This is a genomic window from Psychrobacter sp. AH5 (assembly GCF_040371085.1).
Classification (GTDB): domain Bacteria; phylum Pseudomonadota; class Gammaproteobacteria; order Pseudomonadales; family Moraxellaceae; genus Psychrobacter.
The window spans coordinates 1,058,869-1,074,582 of the sequence record NZ_JAMBMT010000001.1; the positions used below are offsets into that span (position 1 = coordinate 1,058,869).

14 protein-coding genes and 1 pseudogene are annotated in these 15,714 nt (G+C 43.9%); 5 read left to right on the forward strand and 10 right to left on the reverse strand.

Going from position 1 to position 15,714, the window contains the following annotated elements; all coding sequences use genetic code 11:
* The first annotated feature begins 138 nt into the window (after positions 1-138).
* The gene (gene dusB, locus M0N77_RS04475) at positions 139-1,146 is read left to right on the forward strand and encodes a tRNA dihydrouridine synthase DusB (protein WP_353103904.1); all 1,008 of its coding nucleotides are present in this window, start codon (positions 139-141) and stop codon (positions 1,144-1,146) included.
* Between the two features lie 22 nt (positions 1,147-1,168).
* Here the strand turns inward: dusB and M0N77_RS04480 are convergent, their stop codons facing one another.
* Complete coding sequence (locus M0N77_RS04480) at positions 1,169-1,576, reverse strand: DUF1622 domain-containing protein (protein ID WP_353103906.1); 408 nt, start codon at positions 1,574-1,576, stop codon at positions 1,169-1,171.
* 380 nt (positions 1,577-1,956) lie between these two features.
* On the opposite strand from M0N77_RS04480, the gene M0N77_RS04485 reads away from it, so the two are divergent.
* Complete coding sequence (locus M0N77_RS04485) at positions 1,957-2,844, forward strand: SDR family NAD(P)-dependent oxidoreductase (RefSeq protein WP_353103908.1); 888 nt, start codon at positions 1,957-1,959, stop codon at positions 2,842-2,844.
* A gap of 229 nt (positions 2,845-3,073) precedes the next feature.
* Here the strand turns inward: M0N77_RS04485 and M0N77_RS04490 are convergent, their stop codons facing one another.
* From M0N77_RS04490 to lipB, 9 genes and pseudogenes are all read right to left on the reverse strand, one after another.
* The gene (locus M0N77_RS04490) at positions 3,074-4,384 is read right to left on the reverse strand and encodes an arsenic transporter (RefSeq protein ID WP_353103910.1); all 1,311 of its coding nucleotides are present in this window, start codon (positions 4,382-4,384) and stop codon (positions 3,074-3,076) included.
* Between the two features lie 58 nt (positions 4,385-4,442).
* On the reverse strand, positions 4,443-5,198 hold the full coding sequence (gene arsH, locus M0N77_RS04495; RefSeq protein WP_228707086.1) for an arsenical resistance protein ArsH: 756 nt from the start codon (positions 5,196-5,198) through the stop codon (positions 4,443-4,445).
* A 51-nt stretch (positions 5,199-5,249) separates the two neighbouring features.
* A pseudogene (arsC, locus tag M0N77_RS04500) lies at positions 5,250-5,582 on the reverse strand (arsenate reductase (glutaredoxin)); the annotation flags it as partial.
* A gap of 52 nt (positions 5,583-5,634) precedes the next feature.
* Positions 5,635-5,994 carry a helix-turn-helix transcriptional regulator gene (locus M0N77_RS04505; protein ID WP_353103912.1) on the reverse strand — a complete coding sequence of 120 codons (360 nt, stop codon included), beginning with the start codon at positions 5,992-5,994 and terminating at the stop codon, positions 5,635-5,637.
* Positions 5,995-6,094: 100 nt separating this feature from the next.
* The gene (locus M0N77_RS04510) at positions 6,095-7,156 is read right to left on the reverse strand and encodes an ArsO family NAD(P)H-dependent flavin-containing monooxygenase (RefSeq protein ID WP_353103913.1); all 1,062 of its coding nucleotides are present in this window, start codon (positions 7,154-7,156) and stop codon (positions 6,095-6,097) included.
* Positions 7,146-8,114: a VOC family protein gene (locus tag M0N77_RS04515; RefSeq protein ID WP_353103915.1), complete on the reverse strand. Its 969-nt coding sequence runs from the start codon at positions 8,112-8,114 to the stop codon at positions 7,146-7,148. The genes M0N77_RS04510 and M0N77_RS04515 overlap by 11 nt, the downstream gene beginning before the upstream one ends.
* Before the next feature lie 349 nt (positions 8,115-8,463).
* Positions 8,464-8,928, reverse strand: a complete 465-nt coding sequence (locus tag M0N77_RS04520) for a hypothetical protein (protein ID WP_353103917.1) — start codon at positions 8,926-8,928, stop codon at positions 8,464-8,466.
* A 152-nt stretch (positions 8,929-9,080) separates the two neighbouring features.
* Positions 9,081-9,611, reverse strand: a complete 531-nt coding sequence (locus M0N77_RS04525; protein ID WP_353103919.1) for an inorganic diphosphatase — start codon at positions 9,609-9,611, stop codon at positions 9,081-9,083.
* A 168-nt stretch (positions 9,612-9,779) separates the two neighbouring features.
* Positions 9,780-10,553 (reverse strand): lipoyl(octanoyl) transferase LipB, encoded by a 774-nt coding sequence (gene lipB, locus M0N77_RS04530; protein WP_353103921.1) that lies wholly within the window; start codon positions 10,551-10,553, stop codon positions 9,780-9,782.
* Between the two features lie 355 nt (positions 10,554-10,908).
* Between lipB and M0N77_RS04535 the strand changes: the two genes are divergently transcribed.
* From M0N77_RS04535 to M0N77_RS04545, 3 genes are all read left to right on the forward strand, one after another.
* A complete protein-coding gene (locus M0N77_RS04535) occupies positions 10,909-12,405 on the forward strand; it encodes a coniferyl aldehyde dehydrogenase (RefSeq protein WP_371834188.1) in 1,497 nt (498 codons plus the stop codon).
* Between the two features lie 222 nt (positions 12,406-12,627).
* The gene (locus M0N77_RS04540) at positions 12,628-14,589 is read left to right on the forward strand and encodes a glycine betaine ABC transporter substrate-binding protein (protein ID WP_353103923.1); all 1,962 of its coding nucleotides are present in this window, start codon (positions 12,628-12,630) and stop codon (positions 14,587-14,589) included.
* Positions 14,590-14,645: 56 nt separating this feature from the next.
* A complete protein-coding gene (locus tag M0N77_RS04545; RefSeq protein WP_353103925.1) occupies positions 14,646-15,542 on the forward strand; it encodes an ATP-binding cassette domain-containing protein in 897 nt (298 codons plus the stop codon).
* Positions 15,543-15,714: the final 172 nt, after the last annotated feature.

The following is a 15,714-nucleotide window of genomic DNA, read 5'->3' on the forward strand; positions in this document are numbered from 1 at the left end:
ACTCGCCTTAACTTATCTATTAACGACAAAGTTAATGCCTTGCAATCTAACGATAAACCCTTAGAATAACGGCTTGTTTTTATTGAATTATATTCATTAAGAAGCAAGCCGTTTTTTATGTCTTTAGAGTTTTATACTATGTCTTTATCAGCCACTCATGACCATCCCCTATTACAGCCATTAACTATCGGCGGTCTAACTATCGAAAATCGGCTGATGGTAGCACCCATGGCAGGAGTGACGGACAACCCTTTTCGCAAATTATGCAAGTCATTTGGGGCAGGGCACGCCGTCAGTGAAATGATTATTGCAGATACTGCCTTGTACGCGCGTAAAAAATCCTTGTACCGGGCTAATTTTGAGGGTGAGATTGCGCCGATCTCTGCGCAGATAGCGGGCGCTGAACCTGATAAATTGGCAGAGGCCGCACGTTATCAGATCGACAATGGCGCGCAGATTATCGATATCAATATGGGCTGTCCGGCCAAAAAAGTTTGCCGTAAGCTGGCGGGTTCCGCACTACTGCAAGATGAGGATTTGGTCGCGCGGCTGCTTGATGCGGCGGTAGAGGCGGTCGATGCGCCGGTGACTTTGAAGACGCGCTTAGGCTTTGAAAACGGGCGCGAAAACATTTTGCGCGTGGCAAAAAGAGCAGAGCAAGCGGGTATAGCTGCCATTGCTATTCATGGGCGTACCCGCGAGGATATGTATACCGGCAACGCTCGCTACGAGCTGATACGTGAGGTCAAAGACAGTATAAGTATTCCGGTGATTGCTAACGGCGATATCGATAGTGCCCAAAAAGCCAAACAAGTCTATGAGCTGACCGGCTGTGATGCAGTAATGATTGGCCGCGCGGCGCAAGGACAGCCATGGCTATTTCGCGACATTGAGCACTATTTGTGTACGGGCAAAATATTAGCGGCACCTACGGTTAGTGAGATTAAAGAGATAGTATTAGCGCATTTGCAAGAATTATATGAGTTTTATGGTGAGTATTCAGGCTGCCGTATCGCGCGAAAACATATCGCTTGGTATACCACCGGTATTCCAAATTCTAACGCCTTTCGTCAAGCCATGTATGGTGAGGAAAGTACTGCTGGTCAGTTTAAAGTAGTTGAAGCTTTCTTACAGGCTCATGAGTAGTATTTTTTAGCGGTTATAACAACTATTTATCTATACTAGCAGCGTTATTAGCAGTGTTTGGCCCTTGTTTTGCAGCGCTCCTTTTATTTTGCTTATTTTGCCAAGGGAAGCGGCCCTTCAATTCTACTTGTAGAGACAGGCTTAAAAAAGTACGGATTAGCACGATGATGCCTAACACCAGTACCTTACGTAAAGTCGGTTCTGTGACTACTGTCGCCATAATATCAGCAGCGATAAGCACCTCTAATCCTAGAAGAATGGACTTACCAACGGTTTGTCTGATTTCAGTATAAGCTTGATGAGTAAATCCAGCCCCCATCTTTATAGCTCTATAAAAAGCATAAATAATGCCAAAGAGCATTATCAGCACACCGATAACCTCAACGATCTTAGCAATAATATCAATGTAGTGAGCTAAAACATCTATCAAACCATATCTCCTTATATCCGGTTTATCCTAAGGCTATTGTATATATTCAGCTAATCAAGTAAAGTCAAAGCCTGCCCTGATAAATAACAGTGCTGCGAATTACTTATTAGCCTTTGATTGCTAATACAGGGTTATGATAAAGAAGTAAACCATTGTTTTGTGACTAGAGGGCTTAATGATTAGTACTATGTGGCTAGAAAGCTTTGCTAATATATAATATTAGTAGCGTTATAGTATTTTTATACTGCTAATTATTAGTAGTGATATTTTATTAGAGCTATGTATGGTTATTGGCAGAAGGTTTGATAGTGTGGCATATTGGAGACTTAGTGTGATAGTGAACAGTAATGGATATATCAATTAGATAACAAGGATGTTTTATGGCTAATCCCTCAAAAAAAGCAATCGCGAAAACCGTAAAAGGTAAAAACATCATTATAACGGGTGCTTCAAGCGGCATTGGTGAGCGCACCGCTTTTTTGCTTAGCGAATGCGGCGCTCATGTTATTTTGCTGGCGCGTACCGAAGATAAGCTCAAGGCGGTCAAAGAAAATATTGAAGCTTTGGGCGGCAAGGCGAGTTATTACCCTTGTGATCTAACAGATATGGAGGATATCGAAAAGACCAGCCAGCTCATTCGCAATGATTTTGATAGTATCGATGTGCTAGTCAATAACGCTGGTCGCTCCATTCGCCGCTCCGTGCATGAATCGGTCAATCGCTTCCATGATTTTGAGCGTACCATGGATATCAACTACTTTGGTGCGGTGAAGATTATCTTAGCTTTCTTACCAGGTATGATAGAGCGTAAAACCGGTCAAATCGTCAATATCTCATCGATTGGCGTACTGGCGAATAGTCCGCGTTTCGGCGCTTATGTCGCCTCAAAATCAGCTCTAGATGCCTTTAGCCGTTGTCTAGCCGCCGAGGTCAAAGGCGATAATATTACGATTACCAATATTTTTATGCCACTTGTGCGTACGCCAATGATTGCGCCAACGAAGCTTTATCGCTATATGCCGGCGCTGATGCCTAACGAGGCCGCCTTGATGGTTGCCAAAGCCATCGTACAAAAGCCAAATAGTATCGCAAGCGGTATGGGTAAATTCGCTTCTGCGACTTATTCGCTAGCACCAGCGATTAACGTTGGTATTCAGTCTATCGGTTATCGCATCTTCCCAAGCTCGTCAGCGGCGCAAACCACCGATACCAAGCCGACTCTAGCTCAGCGCGCCTTTGCTAGAATTCTGCCGGGCGAGTATCATTAAGGTAGCGTTTGAGTGGATTTGATAGAGATAAAAAAGGAGACTTCGGTGTCCTTTTTTGTCATTATGAGTTTTGTTGTTGCGATAGGTATGGTTCCCTAGTGAGGACTTGAACATAAGGCTGTAGCTAAGTGATATCGGTATATTGAGTTATTTAGGTAGTCGCGGTGTACTTCATGGTGTACTTATCATGTATATTCTGTTCGTGATCGGTGCGCTATACAGGCACCGCTTAAACGCTGGGTAACATAGGTAACCAAATCACTAAGGCTAAAAGCGTTACGAGTAGTACAGGTGGCGTGATTAATAAGCCAATCTTCATATACTGACCCCAGCTGATTTTATAATCCTTTTCCGCCAGTACATGTAGCCATAACAATGTTGCTAAGCTACCAATTGGGGTGAATTTTGGTCCTAAATCATTACCAATAACATTGGCATAAATCATCAACTCACGCGTTGCAGTGGGAACTTGGGCGCTATCAATTGCCAGCGCTCCTATGAGGGTTGACGGCATATTATTCATTACAGATGCTACGATAGCTGATAGAAAGCCTGTGCCGACCGTCGCAATGACGTTACCTTGCTGTCCTAACCAGTTTAGTATTGGCGCGCCATATGCCGTGAGTCCTGCGTTACTTAAGCCATAAACCACTAAATACATACCGATGGAAAACAAGACAATTTGCCAAGGAGCTTTACGTAGAACGTGGGTCACAGAAAATTTGGTATCACGACCGCCTTGCCACCAGCGACCTGCGATTGCCATAAGCACTAGCGCCGCGATACTAGTCACCAATGAAATCACAAGACCTAATGACTCGGTGGCAAAATAAGCGATAAGTAGTAAGGCCAATAATGGAAAGGCCGCTCGAAAAACCAAAGGGTCTTTGATAGCAGATTGCGGTGAGCTTAGACTATCCATTGAATAATGCTTCGGGATATGTCGCGCATAGACAAGCCATAATACCAGTAGCGTTGCGATAACAGATACGATATTCACTGGCACCATGACTGCCGCATAGCGACCAAAACCAATATCAAAATAATTAGCGCTAACGATGTTGACTAGATTAGACGTTACTAATGGCAGACTTGCGGTATCGGCAATAAAGCCAGTAGCGATGATAAAGGCTAAAGCTGATTTGGGTGCAAAATCAAGGCGCAGCAAAATGGCAATGACAATAGGAGTAAGCAATAACGCCGCCCCATCATTAGCAAAAAAGGCGGCAATGAACGCACCTAGAATCACAATCATGGGAAACAGTCGCCGACCATGACCATTACCTAATCTTGCAACATGCAATGCCGCCCAGCCAAAAAATCCAGCCTCATCTAATATCAATGAGATGATGATGAGCGCGACAAAGGTAAAGGTGGCATCCCAGACGATATTCCAGACGATAGCCACATCTGATAATTGCACCACCCCCAAAAGCAGGGCAACTACTGCGCCGCCCATTGCACTCCAACCGATACCCAGTCCTTTTGGCTGCCATATGACTAAGGTCAAGGTGACAATAAAAATCGCTAATGCGAGCATAAATGTGCCTTAATAAAACAATGGTATTAGAGAAGGTTAACGTTAGATACGCTTGAGTTTAGAGTGATTTTTGATTTACACGCTGTGATACTTCCTCACGACTCTCTACGCGCTCAGAATAACGATCGGTTAGATAAGTGGAGCGACCACGTGTGAGCCACGTAAACTTCACTAATTCCTCACACACATCAACGATACGCTGATATAAAGGCGAATTAAGCATACGATTATTGTCATCAAACTCTAAAAAAGCTTTCGGAACAGACGACTGATTGGGTATGGTAATCATACGCATCCAGCGGCCCAAGATACGCAGCTGATTGACGGTATTAAAGCTCTGACTGCCGCCACTGACTTGCATTACTGCCAGCGTCTTGCCTTGAGTCGGTCGAACGCCACCTAATGACAGTGGAATCCAATCAATCTGCGCTTTCATGATGCTAGTGATACTGCCATGGCGCTCAGGGCTAACCCATAGCATGCCCTCAGACCACGCTGCTAGCTCACGTAACTCTCGTACTTTCGGATGATTAGCATCGGTACTATCAGGTAACGGTAAACCTGTGGGATCAAAGGTACGCACCTCGCAACCATACCAACGCAATACCCGACTTGCCTCTTCACTTGCTAATTTAGAGAACGAGCGTTCACGTAAAGAGCCGTATAGCACCAATATTCTTGGTGGATGACGGGGATCATTTGCACCAATCAGAGCCTCAATATCAATCGGTTGCAGCTCTACTGCATCTATATTTGGTAACTCCGTTAAATCGACAGAGGCGTCTAAACTATTATCTTTAGTAGATTGGACTATTTCACCATCTTCTTTGGTAAAACGACTCACTGGATTGTCTAATAATTCAAATACCCGCTCCGAAGGTCGGCACAGCGCTGCGCCGCTAGAGGTCACCACAATAGGACGATTCATCAAAATAGGATGTGTCATCATGGCATCAATCAGTTCATCATCAGATAACGTAGTATTATCCAAACCAAGCTCATCATAAGGCGTACCTTTCTGACGTAGAAGCTCACGCGGTGAAAGTTTCATCAAGCCTAACAGCTCAATCAAATATTCACGAGTAGGCGGTGTTTTGAGGTATTCAATGACGTTCGGTTGCTCGCCTGAAGCCTTCATGATGGCCAAGGTATTGCGAGAGGTACCACAATTAGGGTTGTGAAAAATGATAGGTGTCATAACGACCTTTTTATAGTGTTAGAAGGGTTTGTATTCTTAAAAAAATAGTAGCTTAGCTGTTGGGTTTGTCGGATGGGTTGATATTACAGGCACTCAAGCTGTCCAAAAGAGAGCCACATAACTCTGGGTGACCTGCACAGCAGTCTTTTAACAAGAATTGAATGACATCTTCGACATGCGTAAGAGACGCACGATAAATAATCTGGCGGCTTTGTCGTTGTGACCTTACCCATCCTGCCCGGGCAAGCACGGCTAAATGAGCCGACATCGTATTATGTGGCACACCAAGATTGCGAGCGATTTCACCAGCAGGCAGACCATCAGGCTCATGACTAACCAATAGTCTAAAAGCTTTTAATCGAGTGTCTTGAGAGAGCGCAGCAAAGCTGGCAGTAGCATTTATTATTTCCATAAGTCCAATAATATAGACATATAAGAATAAATCAAGATATTTTATGAGGTCTTCATGAACTGGCTTTCTCAAGCTATAACTGTCTAAATCGAGTTGAGTATTAAGAAACCCCTTGCACAAAATCAATCAAAGCGGGAGTATTTTCTCTGGCACTACGTCCAGCACCAATTAAAGTAGCTGAACCTGGACTTGCCCAATCACCATAGCCAAATAGCCATAAACGAGGCTCTTTTATAGATTGGCCTTGTTTTACTTCTACCTTACCGTCATCCTCTAGCACACCCAAATTGGCTATATGGTCAAGCTCTGGTTTGAACCCAGTGCACCAGATCACCGCATCGATTTGTTCCTCACGTCCATCGCTCCACACGACACCTTGCTCAGTAAATCGGCTAAACATAGACACCGCTTTTAAAATACCTTTATCACGAGCCGCTTTCACTGGAGGCACCATAACAATGTCACCAATTCCGCCCACAGGTGCATCTCCATTATTACCCGTAATCCGAGCCGTAGCTCTCTCAAATAATACGCGACCATCGACATCATCTGCTAAAAATAATGGCGGCTCACGCGTGACCCAGCTTACATCAGCAACCTCAGCTAGCTCAGCATAAATTTGCGCGCCAGAATTGCCACCACCGACTACTAGTATCCGCTTGCCTTTATACGCTTCAATACCAGCATAGTGTGCAGAATGGCACTGCTCACCGCGGTACATTTCTTGGCCAACAAGCGTTGGTATAACGCTATGACTCCATGTACCTGTCGTATTAACCACTGCTTTAGCCAACCAAGTAAATTTTCCATCCGTCACCCGCAAAAAGTTGTGTTCACTATCGCGTTGTACATTGGTCACCTGATATGGTCGATACACAGGCAGTTGGTAGTGTTGCTCATAATCAGCAAGATAACTGAGCACCTCATCTCGATGCGGGTATTCATTATCTTTGGCCTTTGGCATGAGCCTACCAGGTAATGAACTCATTATTGCCGGAGAAAATAACCGTAGTGATGGCCAAGTATGTTGCCACGCTCCACCACTTTGGCTTTGATTATCAAGGATAATAAAGTCAAGCTTAGCGCGTCTAAGATAATATCCTACCGCTAAACCTGCTTGACCGCCGCCAATCACGACCGCATCGAATATCTTAGTTGACATAATTACACTCAGTTCCTGCTACTAAAAAAGTTGGCTGCTCATTTTGGGGTTTTGTTAAAAACTCTGTCTCTGTTAAACGTGCATAGATTTCGATTAAATTACCATCAGGGTCTTTTAGCCATAACTCATGTAAAGGTGTGCCTTTCCAAGTGGTTCTCGGTGGTTTAAAAATAGTTAAGCCAGCATTTTTTGCGCTAAAAAAGGCATCAATGACTTCTTGCCTGTTATTAACATTTATACCTAAATGATAAAGAGTGTCATGATTAAGCTGCTTACCGTCAGATACCACTAACACCATATTTAAATTGAGGTCTTGGCGGATAAAGGTAGCATAACGATGTGTCCACTCTTTTGGCCAAGTGTTCAACAACCAACTATAAAACGCGGTACTCTTGGCTAAGTCATTTACCCGAATACTACCGTGGAACTCTATAGAGTCGATACCAACTGGCATTTTTATTAGCTCTGCTAATATCAATATTCGTTGTCGCAATTGATCTCGCACCATTCTAAAACGCTCAAGTGCTTCGTCTGACGAACTTGAACCAATTGCAGGATCAATTAGCGGCCAGTGCAGCCGTTGAACATCTCTTGAAAAAATAGGACAGACCTCTTCAGCACACAGAGTTATAACAGCATCTACAAGGTGGGTGTCTAGCTCCTCAACTGCTTTGGCATGTTGTTGACTGATATCAATACCTAACTCTGCCATCACCTTAATGGCATAAGGATTAAGGTTAGATGGTATAGATCCAGCGCTCGTAACCTGGATGCTTTCTGGCAGATAATATCTTGCCAATCCTTCAGCGATTTGGCTTCGGGCCGAATTAGCGACACAAAGAAATAGGATGTTTTTCATAGTAAGCCCTGTAAATACACACGATTGATTTGCTTGCTTTGATAAAAATGCGACATATGCTTGATAATATAAATTATCTATACCAATCAGATGGTTCATCAGGATTCTAATGCACAAATCACATAAACACTTTCATCGAATATTTTTTAAAAGTATAGTATTAATTGTTTCTATATGTCCAATAATATAGACATAATGAGATAAATCAAGACTATCCTGACATTAGCTTTAAGTTGTCCGTCAATTCTAGCTCGATATATTTAGGATTTACTATGATATAGCCTGTAAGCTTTTAATTGAAATAGCTAGCTCATGTATAACTGTTTACGATGCACTTTAGGGTATACCCCAAAGGAACCACCAAAACAGACCGTTTAAACCATAAACAGACCACCTAAAATAGACTTCTATAATAGAACCACTTATAACAGACTTACAAAACAGTCATCTAACCAAAAATACGCCACAATACCCAAAACAGGCCCAGCATAATCACAGCGATAATCAATAAGCGCTTAAGCCAGTAAGGAATGAGTGGTTTTTTATAGCCCAAATCATTGAGCCGACTATCGACCCCATGCTGTAAACCCTTAAAGTTTTGCTCAGTCGGCGTAGTTTTTACTCGCTGTTTTTGTAATGCCGAGAAATCCTCGTCAGCGATTTCTCTATCAGAACTAATAGCGCTAGCTGGAATACCTTGTTTATTGGCTATTGTATTTAGCTTTTGCTGCTGCTTCATCTTCAGCTCAGCCTCATAGGCATCGATTCGTACTTTGGCCACATCCATACTGATATTTTCATCGGCCGCTAAAGTCTTAATAGCCATGACTAAGTTGTTTTTTTCGATCATCATAATGACTGCTTTTGGTAGCTTAGCATTAGTCGGTTTTGAGGTAGGGTCAGGGTTAAACATGATTATCCTTGCTAGATTTTATGATAGAGCAGATGAAGAATGACACTATTATAGCAACTATATAAATAAACAGAGGAGTGAGAGATTAAAAAACCGCAATCGAGATAACGACTGCGGCTTATATTATTTAGTAAATACTTATTTTATAACTATTATAGATCTTTCCAGCGCTGGATAGACTCTTTGATGACCTCTTTGGCCTCAGCCACATCGCCCCATGATTCAACTACAGTGGTGCCCGCTTTTTTCAGGTCTTTATAGTGGCTAAAATGGAAGTTCAACTGGTTAATGAGCTGCTTAGGTAAGTCCTCTAGACTGTTATAAGCGTTGCCCGTATCACGATCATCAGCAGGAACGACGACTATTTTGTCATCGACTTCGCCATCATCAACGAACTTCATCACGCCGATGACTTTCGCTTTTAAAAAGATACCCGTAGGTAGCGGCTGCTCGGTGATAATTAAAGCATCCAGCTCATCACCATCTTCATCTAGAGTTTGCGGAATAAAACCATAGTTGCAAGGCTTAGCAAAGATCTGTGGATCGATACGATCCAGCTCAAAGACGGCCAGCTCACGGTTCCACTCGATCTTGTGGCTGCTACCGGTTGGAATCTCAACGACGACATTGATAACGCCGCCATCTACGTCGCCTGCATCTAGAATTTTATTAAAATCGGCCATAAGGGTCTCCAAATACAAAAATTGTTGATAAAAATATCGATTATTAGTTAGAGCGCTCGGCAAACGGTAACTATCACCATGCCTAATTGCTGCAGTGTGCGAGTATAGCAAGTTTGCATTTATTTTTCTTGTTTGCCTTAAGTCGATGCTGGCCTGATATTATGCAATCTACGACTTAGGCAGTACCGGACGCAAAGTTATATCGCCAGCATGACGACGGGCGATATTGTCTATAAGTTTTTGTGTGATTTGAGTATAGCTAATAGCGTTTTCATTACGGTCTTTATCCATATTAATAAAGTCAGATAATCGGAGCATTTGCATACCAGCATAACCGCACGGGTTAATAGCATTAAAGGCGGCCAAGTCGCAGTTAATGTTTAGCGCTAAGCCATGATAGCTAAAGCCATGCTTAATCTTAAAGCCTAAAGAGGCGATTTTGCCAAGCATAATAGCTTCGTCGGGCTGAGCGCTTTGACTATCCGCGTAAATATAAACGCCCGGCGCATCGCGGCGAGCTTTAGCATAAAAATTTGCGTCCATAGTTTTGTTACAAGGATTAAGAAATAGCTCATTGATTACGTCCTCGAGCGCCTGCTCAGCGTGCGAGACGAGCTGACGTACACTCCAATCTAAGCTATTTAAATCAAATAACCAATAAATGACTAACTGGCCATGCCCATGCCAAGTGACTTGACCACCGCGGTCAGTCTGAATAATAGGGGTATCTGTCTGCTGCAAGATATGCTCTTTTTTGCTAGCCTGTCCTAAGGTATAGACATCATTATGATCGACGATCCACAGCTCATCTGGCGTGCGCAAATTTTGCTCTTTTTTTAGCGCTATACGTTCCAGTATCCGCACGCGCATAGCCTCATGAGTAGGGTTATAGTCAGCAGCATGCAGGGTTTTGCTTACCAGCATATCATTAATTTTTGACATTGATTTGACCGTATAATTTGACTTCAGCTTAGCTCAATAGCTAGCTGATTTTGTGAAAGTAACAAGAAGAATAAATAACAAGAATCAGTAATAAAAACCGGTGAATAGAATAAGTGTAGCAGTTTTTTGCCAAGTCGCGCTAATGATTTGATTTATCAAAGCGCTGATTGCTACAAAAATGAGTTTGGCTATAAGCTTAGTAGATAGCTCTAGTTGGCCTGTAACTGTGTTTCAAGGGTCGATATGCGAACCTATAAGTCCGTTAATGGTGCTTTTCATTGGTGAATCAATGCGCTACATTAGATAGCAACCTGCTTGAGCATATTGACTTAAGCGCTTATGACAAGGATGACCAATGACCGATAATAATCAGACCAGCTATCAAGCCGATGATCAAATTATTGCACAAACTAGCGATCATATGGCAAACAAACCCAAAAAACCACTTAGTATCTCTAGAACGATTGAGGAGATGCAAACACAGTTTTCACGCCTGCATAAGCTTAGCCGCCATCAGCCTATCAATGATTGGATGACTCGCTCTGAGCAATTAGATAATTTAGAGCTATTGTTAAGCGATAATCAAGAGCTGTTAACAAAAGCTATCAGTGCTGACTTTGGCTATCGCAGCGAGTCTGAGACCCAGTTTGCTGAGTTATTTCCTAGTTTTACGGGTATTAGTCACGCCAAAAAGTACGGTAAAAAATGGATGAAACCGCGCCGCGCTGCTATCTCAGCTTTATACATGCCAGCGACTAATGAGATTCAGCCGCAGCCTTTAGGCGTGGTCGGTATCATGGTGCCTTGGAACTATCCGCTGTTTTTGGCAGTAGGGCCGATGATTGACGCTCTTGCCGCAGGCAACCGGATTATGGTAAAAATGAGCGAAGCTGCGCCAAAATTCGCCCAAGCTTTTGCTGAGGTGGTCGCGCGTTATTTCTCACCTGATATGGTCTGTGTGGTACTAGGCGAGGTCGATATCGCCGAAGAGTTCAGCAAGCTGCCTTTTGATCATCTGCTTTATACTGGCTCAACCGCTGTCGGCAAAAAAGTCATGGCGGCCGCCGCGCCAAACTTAACGCCAGTGACTTTGGAGCTGGGCGGTAAATCGCCGGTAATCATCTTGGACGGCGCTAACTTAGAAGCAGCAGTGAACCGGGTGATGATGGGTAAGACCCTCAATGCCGGTCAGACTTGTATCGCTCCAGATTATGTTTTAGTGCAGCGCAAGCATCATCAGCAGTTTATTAGTTTAGCCAAAGATTGGATGAATAAGCATTATCCTAATATCAGTGATAATCCTGATTATTCGCGTATTATTAATACTCAGCAGTTCAAGCGTGTCAAAGGCTATTTGGATCAGTTAGGCGGTGAGGGCGTTCATCAACTGACCGATGTTGAACCTAATATCGACAGCCGTTTGATGCCTCCTATCATTATTAGTGAACCAGACTCTGATAGTGAAGTGATGCAAAACGAGATCTTTGCGCCGCTCTTGCCGCTGGTGCACTATGATACGCTAGACGATGCGATTGATTATGTCAATGCGCGCCCACGTCCTCTAGCCTTATATGTGTTTGGTGATAATCAAAACGAGATAGAGCAGGTGCGCTCGCATACGGTTTCTGGGGGTATGTGTATCAATGAAGTGGTGCTACATGTAGTACAGCATGATTTGCCGTTTGGCGGGGTTGGGCACTCAGGTACAGGCGCTTATCATGGCCAAGCTGGTTTTGAGCGTTTAAGCCATATGAAGCCTATATTTATTCAAAGTAAAGTCAATGGTTTGAACTTGTTATTACCACCTTATGGCGGCCTGTTCAAAAAAGCAATGGCTATCATGCTCAAGTAATTTTTTATCGTCATATTCTAATAATAAATAGCGCTTATTTCGATAAGCGCTTTTTTTTGTAAAAAAACTGTCAAAACTCAATAAGGTTATCCATACTATAAAAAACACAATTTTCACAATTGAGTAACAACTAACGTAAGCTATACTCTTTTATAAAGTTTACTTTTACTAGTCTTCAAATTATCTTTATCGCTTATACTCAGATAATAACTAGGATGTATTATGCGCCAATGGACTGCTCTAAGCTTACTCTTATTAAGCTTGTTATTATCTACGTCCGCTTCTGCGGCCGACTCCTCAGCGTGTGCAAGCCCTATCAAATTTGGCGCGCTGACTTGGGAGAGTGGACAGTTCACTACAGGGGTTCTTAAGTACATCACCAAGAGCGGCTATGGCTGTATGGTCGAGGAGGTGCCAGGGGCGGGGCCGGCGCTTGAAAACGCGCTACTACAAGATGATATCCAAGTGATTGGGGAGCAGTGGATAGGGCGCTCGCCGATCTTGGAGCAAGCGATCAGCGATAATAAGGTGACCATTATCGGCGACACTTTAGAGGGCGGTGCGACACAAGGCTGGTACGTGCCGCAGTACGTGATGGATGATCATCCAGGTCTGCGCCGTTATCAAGATTTGCCTGAGTACGCTGAGCTGTTCAAAGACCCTGAAAACCCCGGTGAAGCCCGTTTTATGAACTGTCCAGCGGGCTGGGCTTGTGAGATATTTAACGTACGTTTGCTCAAAAATACCGGCTTAGATCGTATTTTTAACATCACTAGCCCCGGCACGGGAGCGGCGCTTGATGCGGAGATCTCCTCAGCGTTTGAGCAGCGTAAGCCATTATTGTTTTACTATTGGCAGCCAACGGGCCTCATGGCCAAGTACGACTTTGCGCCCTTAGAGTTTCCTAAACATGATAAGAGCTGCTGGGATGATTTATTACTGGCTGACGGCACCTCCGACTGCGTAACTGGCTTTCCGGTGTCGCCCTTAGCCATTGCCGTATCTACGCCTTTTTTAAATAATAATCCTCAGGTAGCAGCCGCTTTCAAAAAAGTTCAATTTACTCCCAGTCAGCTCAATGGCGCGATTCTCTCAATGAGTGAAAACCAGCGTAGTGGTGATGAGCAAGCACTGATTTTTTTGCGCGAAAACCCAAGCGTTTGGCAAAATTGGCTGTCTCCAGAGGCGGCTACTGCTTTGGCAAGCGATTTAGGTATTAGCTTAACGGGAGCTTTAGCAGGCGATACCAGCATAGACTCGCCGCTCAATGAGAGCACTGAGTCCGGCAATCTATTAAGTTTATCCTCAAGCTTTCCTGAGTGGTCGCTTGAGACACCGCTAAATAAAGCCTTAGCCAACGTAGTTCGCGACTATGGCGAGGTGTTTCGTAGCATTAGTAGCGTAACCTTGACTTATTTACTGCTGCCGATTGAGCGGCTATTAACAGTGATTCCGCCTTGGCTAATTATTGCTTTGGTGACCATATTAGCGTGGTTTGGCGTACGCAAAGTCTGGTTCGCTATCGCTTGCGGGGTAGGGCTGTTTTTGATTGGAGCGTTTGGGCTTTGGGGCGCGCTAGTTGATACTTTAGCGTTACTCATCGTCTCGGTATTAGTGACGGTGGTCATCGGTATTCCTATCGGGATTGCCATGTCGAGCAGTCAGCTATTACGCAGAATCATCACGCCCATACTGGATGTGATGCAAACCATGCCAAGCTTTGTCTATCTGATACCGGTGCTGATGCTGTTCGGTATTGGTAAAGTACCGGCATTATTTGCCACTATTATCTACGCGCTGCCACCTTTGATACGTCTCACCACTTTAGGCATCAGGCAGGTCAATCACGAGATGATTGAAGCGGGTCGCTCCTTTGGTAGTACGCACTGGCAGCTACTGATTTGGATCAAACTGCCGCAAGCACTGCCTAGCATCATGGCGGGTATCAATCAGGCGGTGATGATGTCGCTTGCGATGGTGGTACTAGCATCGATGATTGGTGCGCCGGGACTTGGAGAGGACGTGCTGCAATCGATTCAAACGCTCAATATCGGACAAGGCTTACAAGCAGGCACCGCTATCGTCATTGTTGCCATTATTATTGACCGTATTAGCCAAGCCTTCGGGCAAGGCCGCCGCGCACGCCAAAAAACCATTGCTGAGAATAGACGCATCATTGGTTAACTAAATAGCAATTTTCAAAAGTTAAACGGCCCTAATAACCGATACTGAGAATAATAATGGCTCATATTAAATTACAAAACATCAGTAAGATCTATAATGCCAGTCCCAAACAAGCGCAGTCTGCTTTAGCGCTGCTAGCTGAAGGGATGGATAGTAATAGTGTCAAGGCACAGACTGGCTACTCTGTGGGCTTATACGATGTCAATTTGGCGATAGAGGCGGGCGAGCTACACTGTATTATGGGGCTCTCAGGCTCGGGGAAATCAACTCTGATTCGTCATTTGAATCGCCTAATTGACCCCACCACAGGTAAGATTTGGGTGGATACGCAGATTGACAAAAATAGCAGTCAAGATCTCAATAATAGTCGCAACTCCGCAAAACTAGATAATAAAAGCGCTAATACCGCTATTAATATCTTAGAGCTCGATGACAAAGGTCTACAGCAGTATCGGCAAAATCATGTCAGCATGGTGTTTCAGCATTTTGGTCTGATGCCGCATCTGACCGTGATACAAAACGTCGCTTATGGCCTACGTGTGCGCAAAATGAGTGTCAGCGAGCGTCATGACATTGCTCGTCATTGGCTGAATGAAGTTGGCTTGCCAAATCTGGAGCAAAGCTATCCTGATGAATTATCCGGCGGTATGCAGCAGCGTGTCGGGCTGGCGCGCGCTTTGGCTACCAATAATCCGATACTGCTGATGGACGAGGCCTTCTCTGCGCTCGATCCGCTGATTCGCGGTCAACTGCAAGATCAGCTGTTAGAGCTACAAGCGCGGCTGCATAAGACTATCGTTTTTATTACTCACGATATCGATGAGGCGGTAAAAGTCGGTCAGCGCATTAGTATCTTAAACGGTGGACGTTTAGTGCAGACGGGAACCCCAAAGGAGCTGCGCGATCATCCTGCTGATGACTATGTGGCGCAGTTTATGAGCGCTAAACAATAAAAGTAAGCTATAAAAGCTAAATAATCCTATCTAGTTAACATAGTCTTAATATGTAGATAGTATTATTAACATTAGCTAATTGTTTTCAATAAAAAATCCTCGTATCATTACTCTAACTTAGGTAGTAACAACGACAGAAGCCTTTCTTATTTTATTAATTACCAATTTCATT

Coding starts and splice junctions, on each gene's coding strand:
- M0N77_RS04490 (WP_353103910.1), bottom strand. CDS start 4,384: ATGCTCGCATTAGCGATTTTTATTGTCACCTTGACCTTAGTCATATGG.
- M0N77_RS04505 (WP_353103912.1), bottom strand. CDS start 5,994: ATGGAAATAATAAATGCTACTGCCAGCTTTGCTGCGCTCTCTCAAGAC.
- M0N77_RS04515 (WP_353103915.1), bottom strand. CDS start 8,114: ATGAACCATCTGATTGGTATAGATAATTTATATTATCAAGCATATGTC.
- dusB (WP_353103904.1), top strand. CDS start 139: ATGTCTTTATCAGCCACTCATGACCATCCCCTATTACAGCCATTAACT.
- M0N77_RS04545 (WP_353103925.1), top strand. CDS start 14,646: ATGGCTCATATTAAATTACAAAACATCAGTAAGATCTATAATGCCAGT.
- M0N77_RS04485 (WP_353103908.1), top strand. CDS start 1,957: ATGGCTAATCCCTCAAAAAAAGCAATCGCGAAAACCGTAAAAGGTAAA.
- M0N77_RS04510 (WP_353103913.1), bottom strand. CDS start 7,156: ATGTCAACTAAGATATTCGATGCGGTCGTGATTGGCGGCGGTCAAGCA.
- M0N77_RS04525 (WP_353103919.1), bottom strand. CDS start 9,611: ATGGCCGATTTTAATAAAATTCTAGATGCAGGCGACGTAGATGGCGGC.
- M0N77_RS04540 (WP_353103923.1), top strand. CDS start 12,628: ATGCGCCAATGGACTGCTCTAAGCTTACTCTTATTAAGCTTGTTATTA.
- lipB (WP_353103921.1), bottom strand. CDS start 10,553: ATGTCAAAAATTAATGATATGCTGGTAAGCAAAACCCTGCATGCTGCT.
- M0N77_RS04535 (WP_371834188.1), top strand. CDS start 10,909: ATGACCGATAATAATCAGACCAGCTATCAAGCCGATGATCAAATTATT.
- M0N77_RS04520 (WP_353103917.1), bottom strand. CDS start 8,928: ATGTTTAACCCTGACCCTACCTCAAAACCGACTAATGCTAAGCTACCA.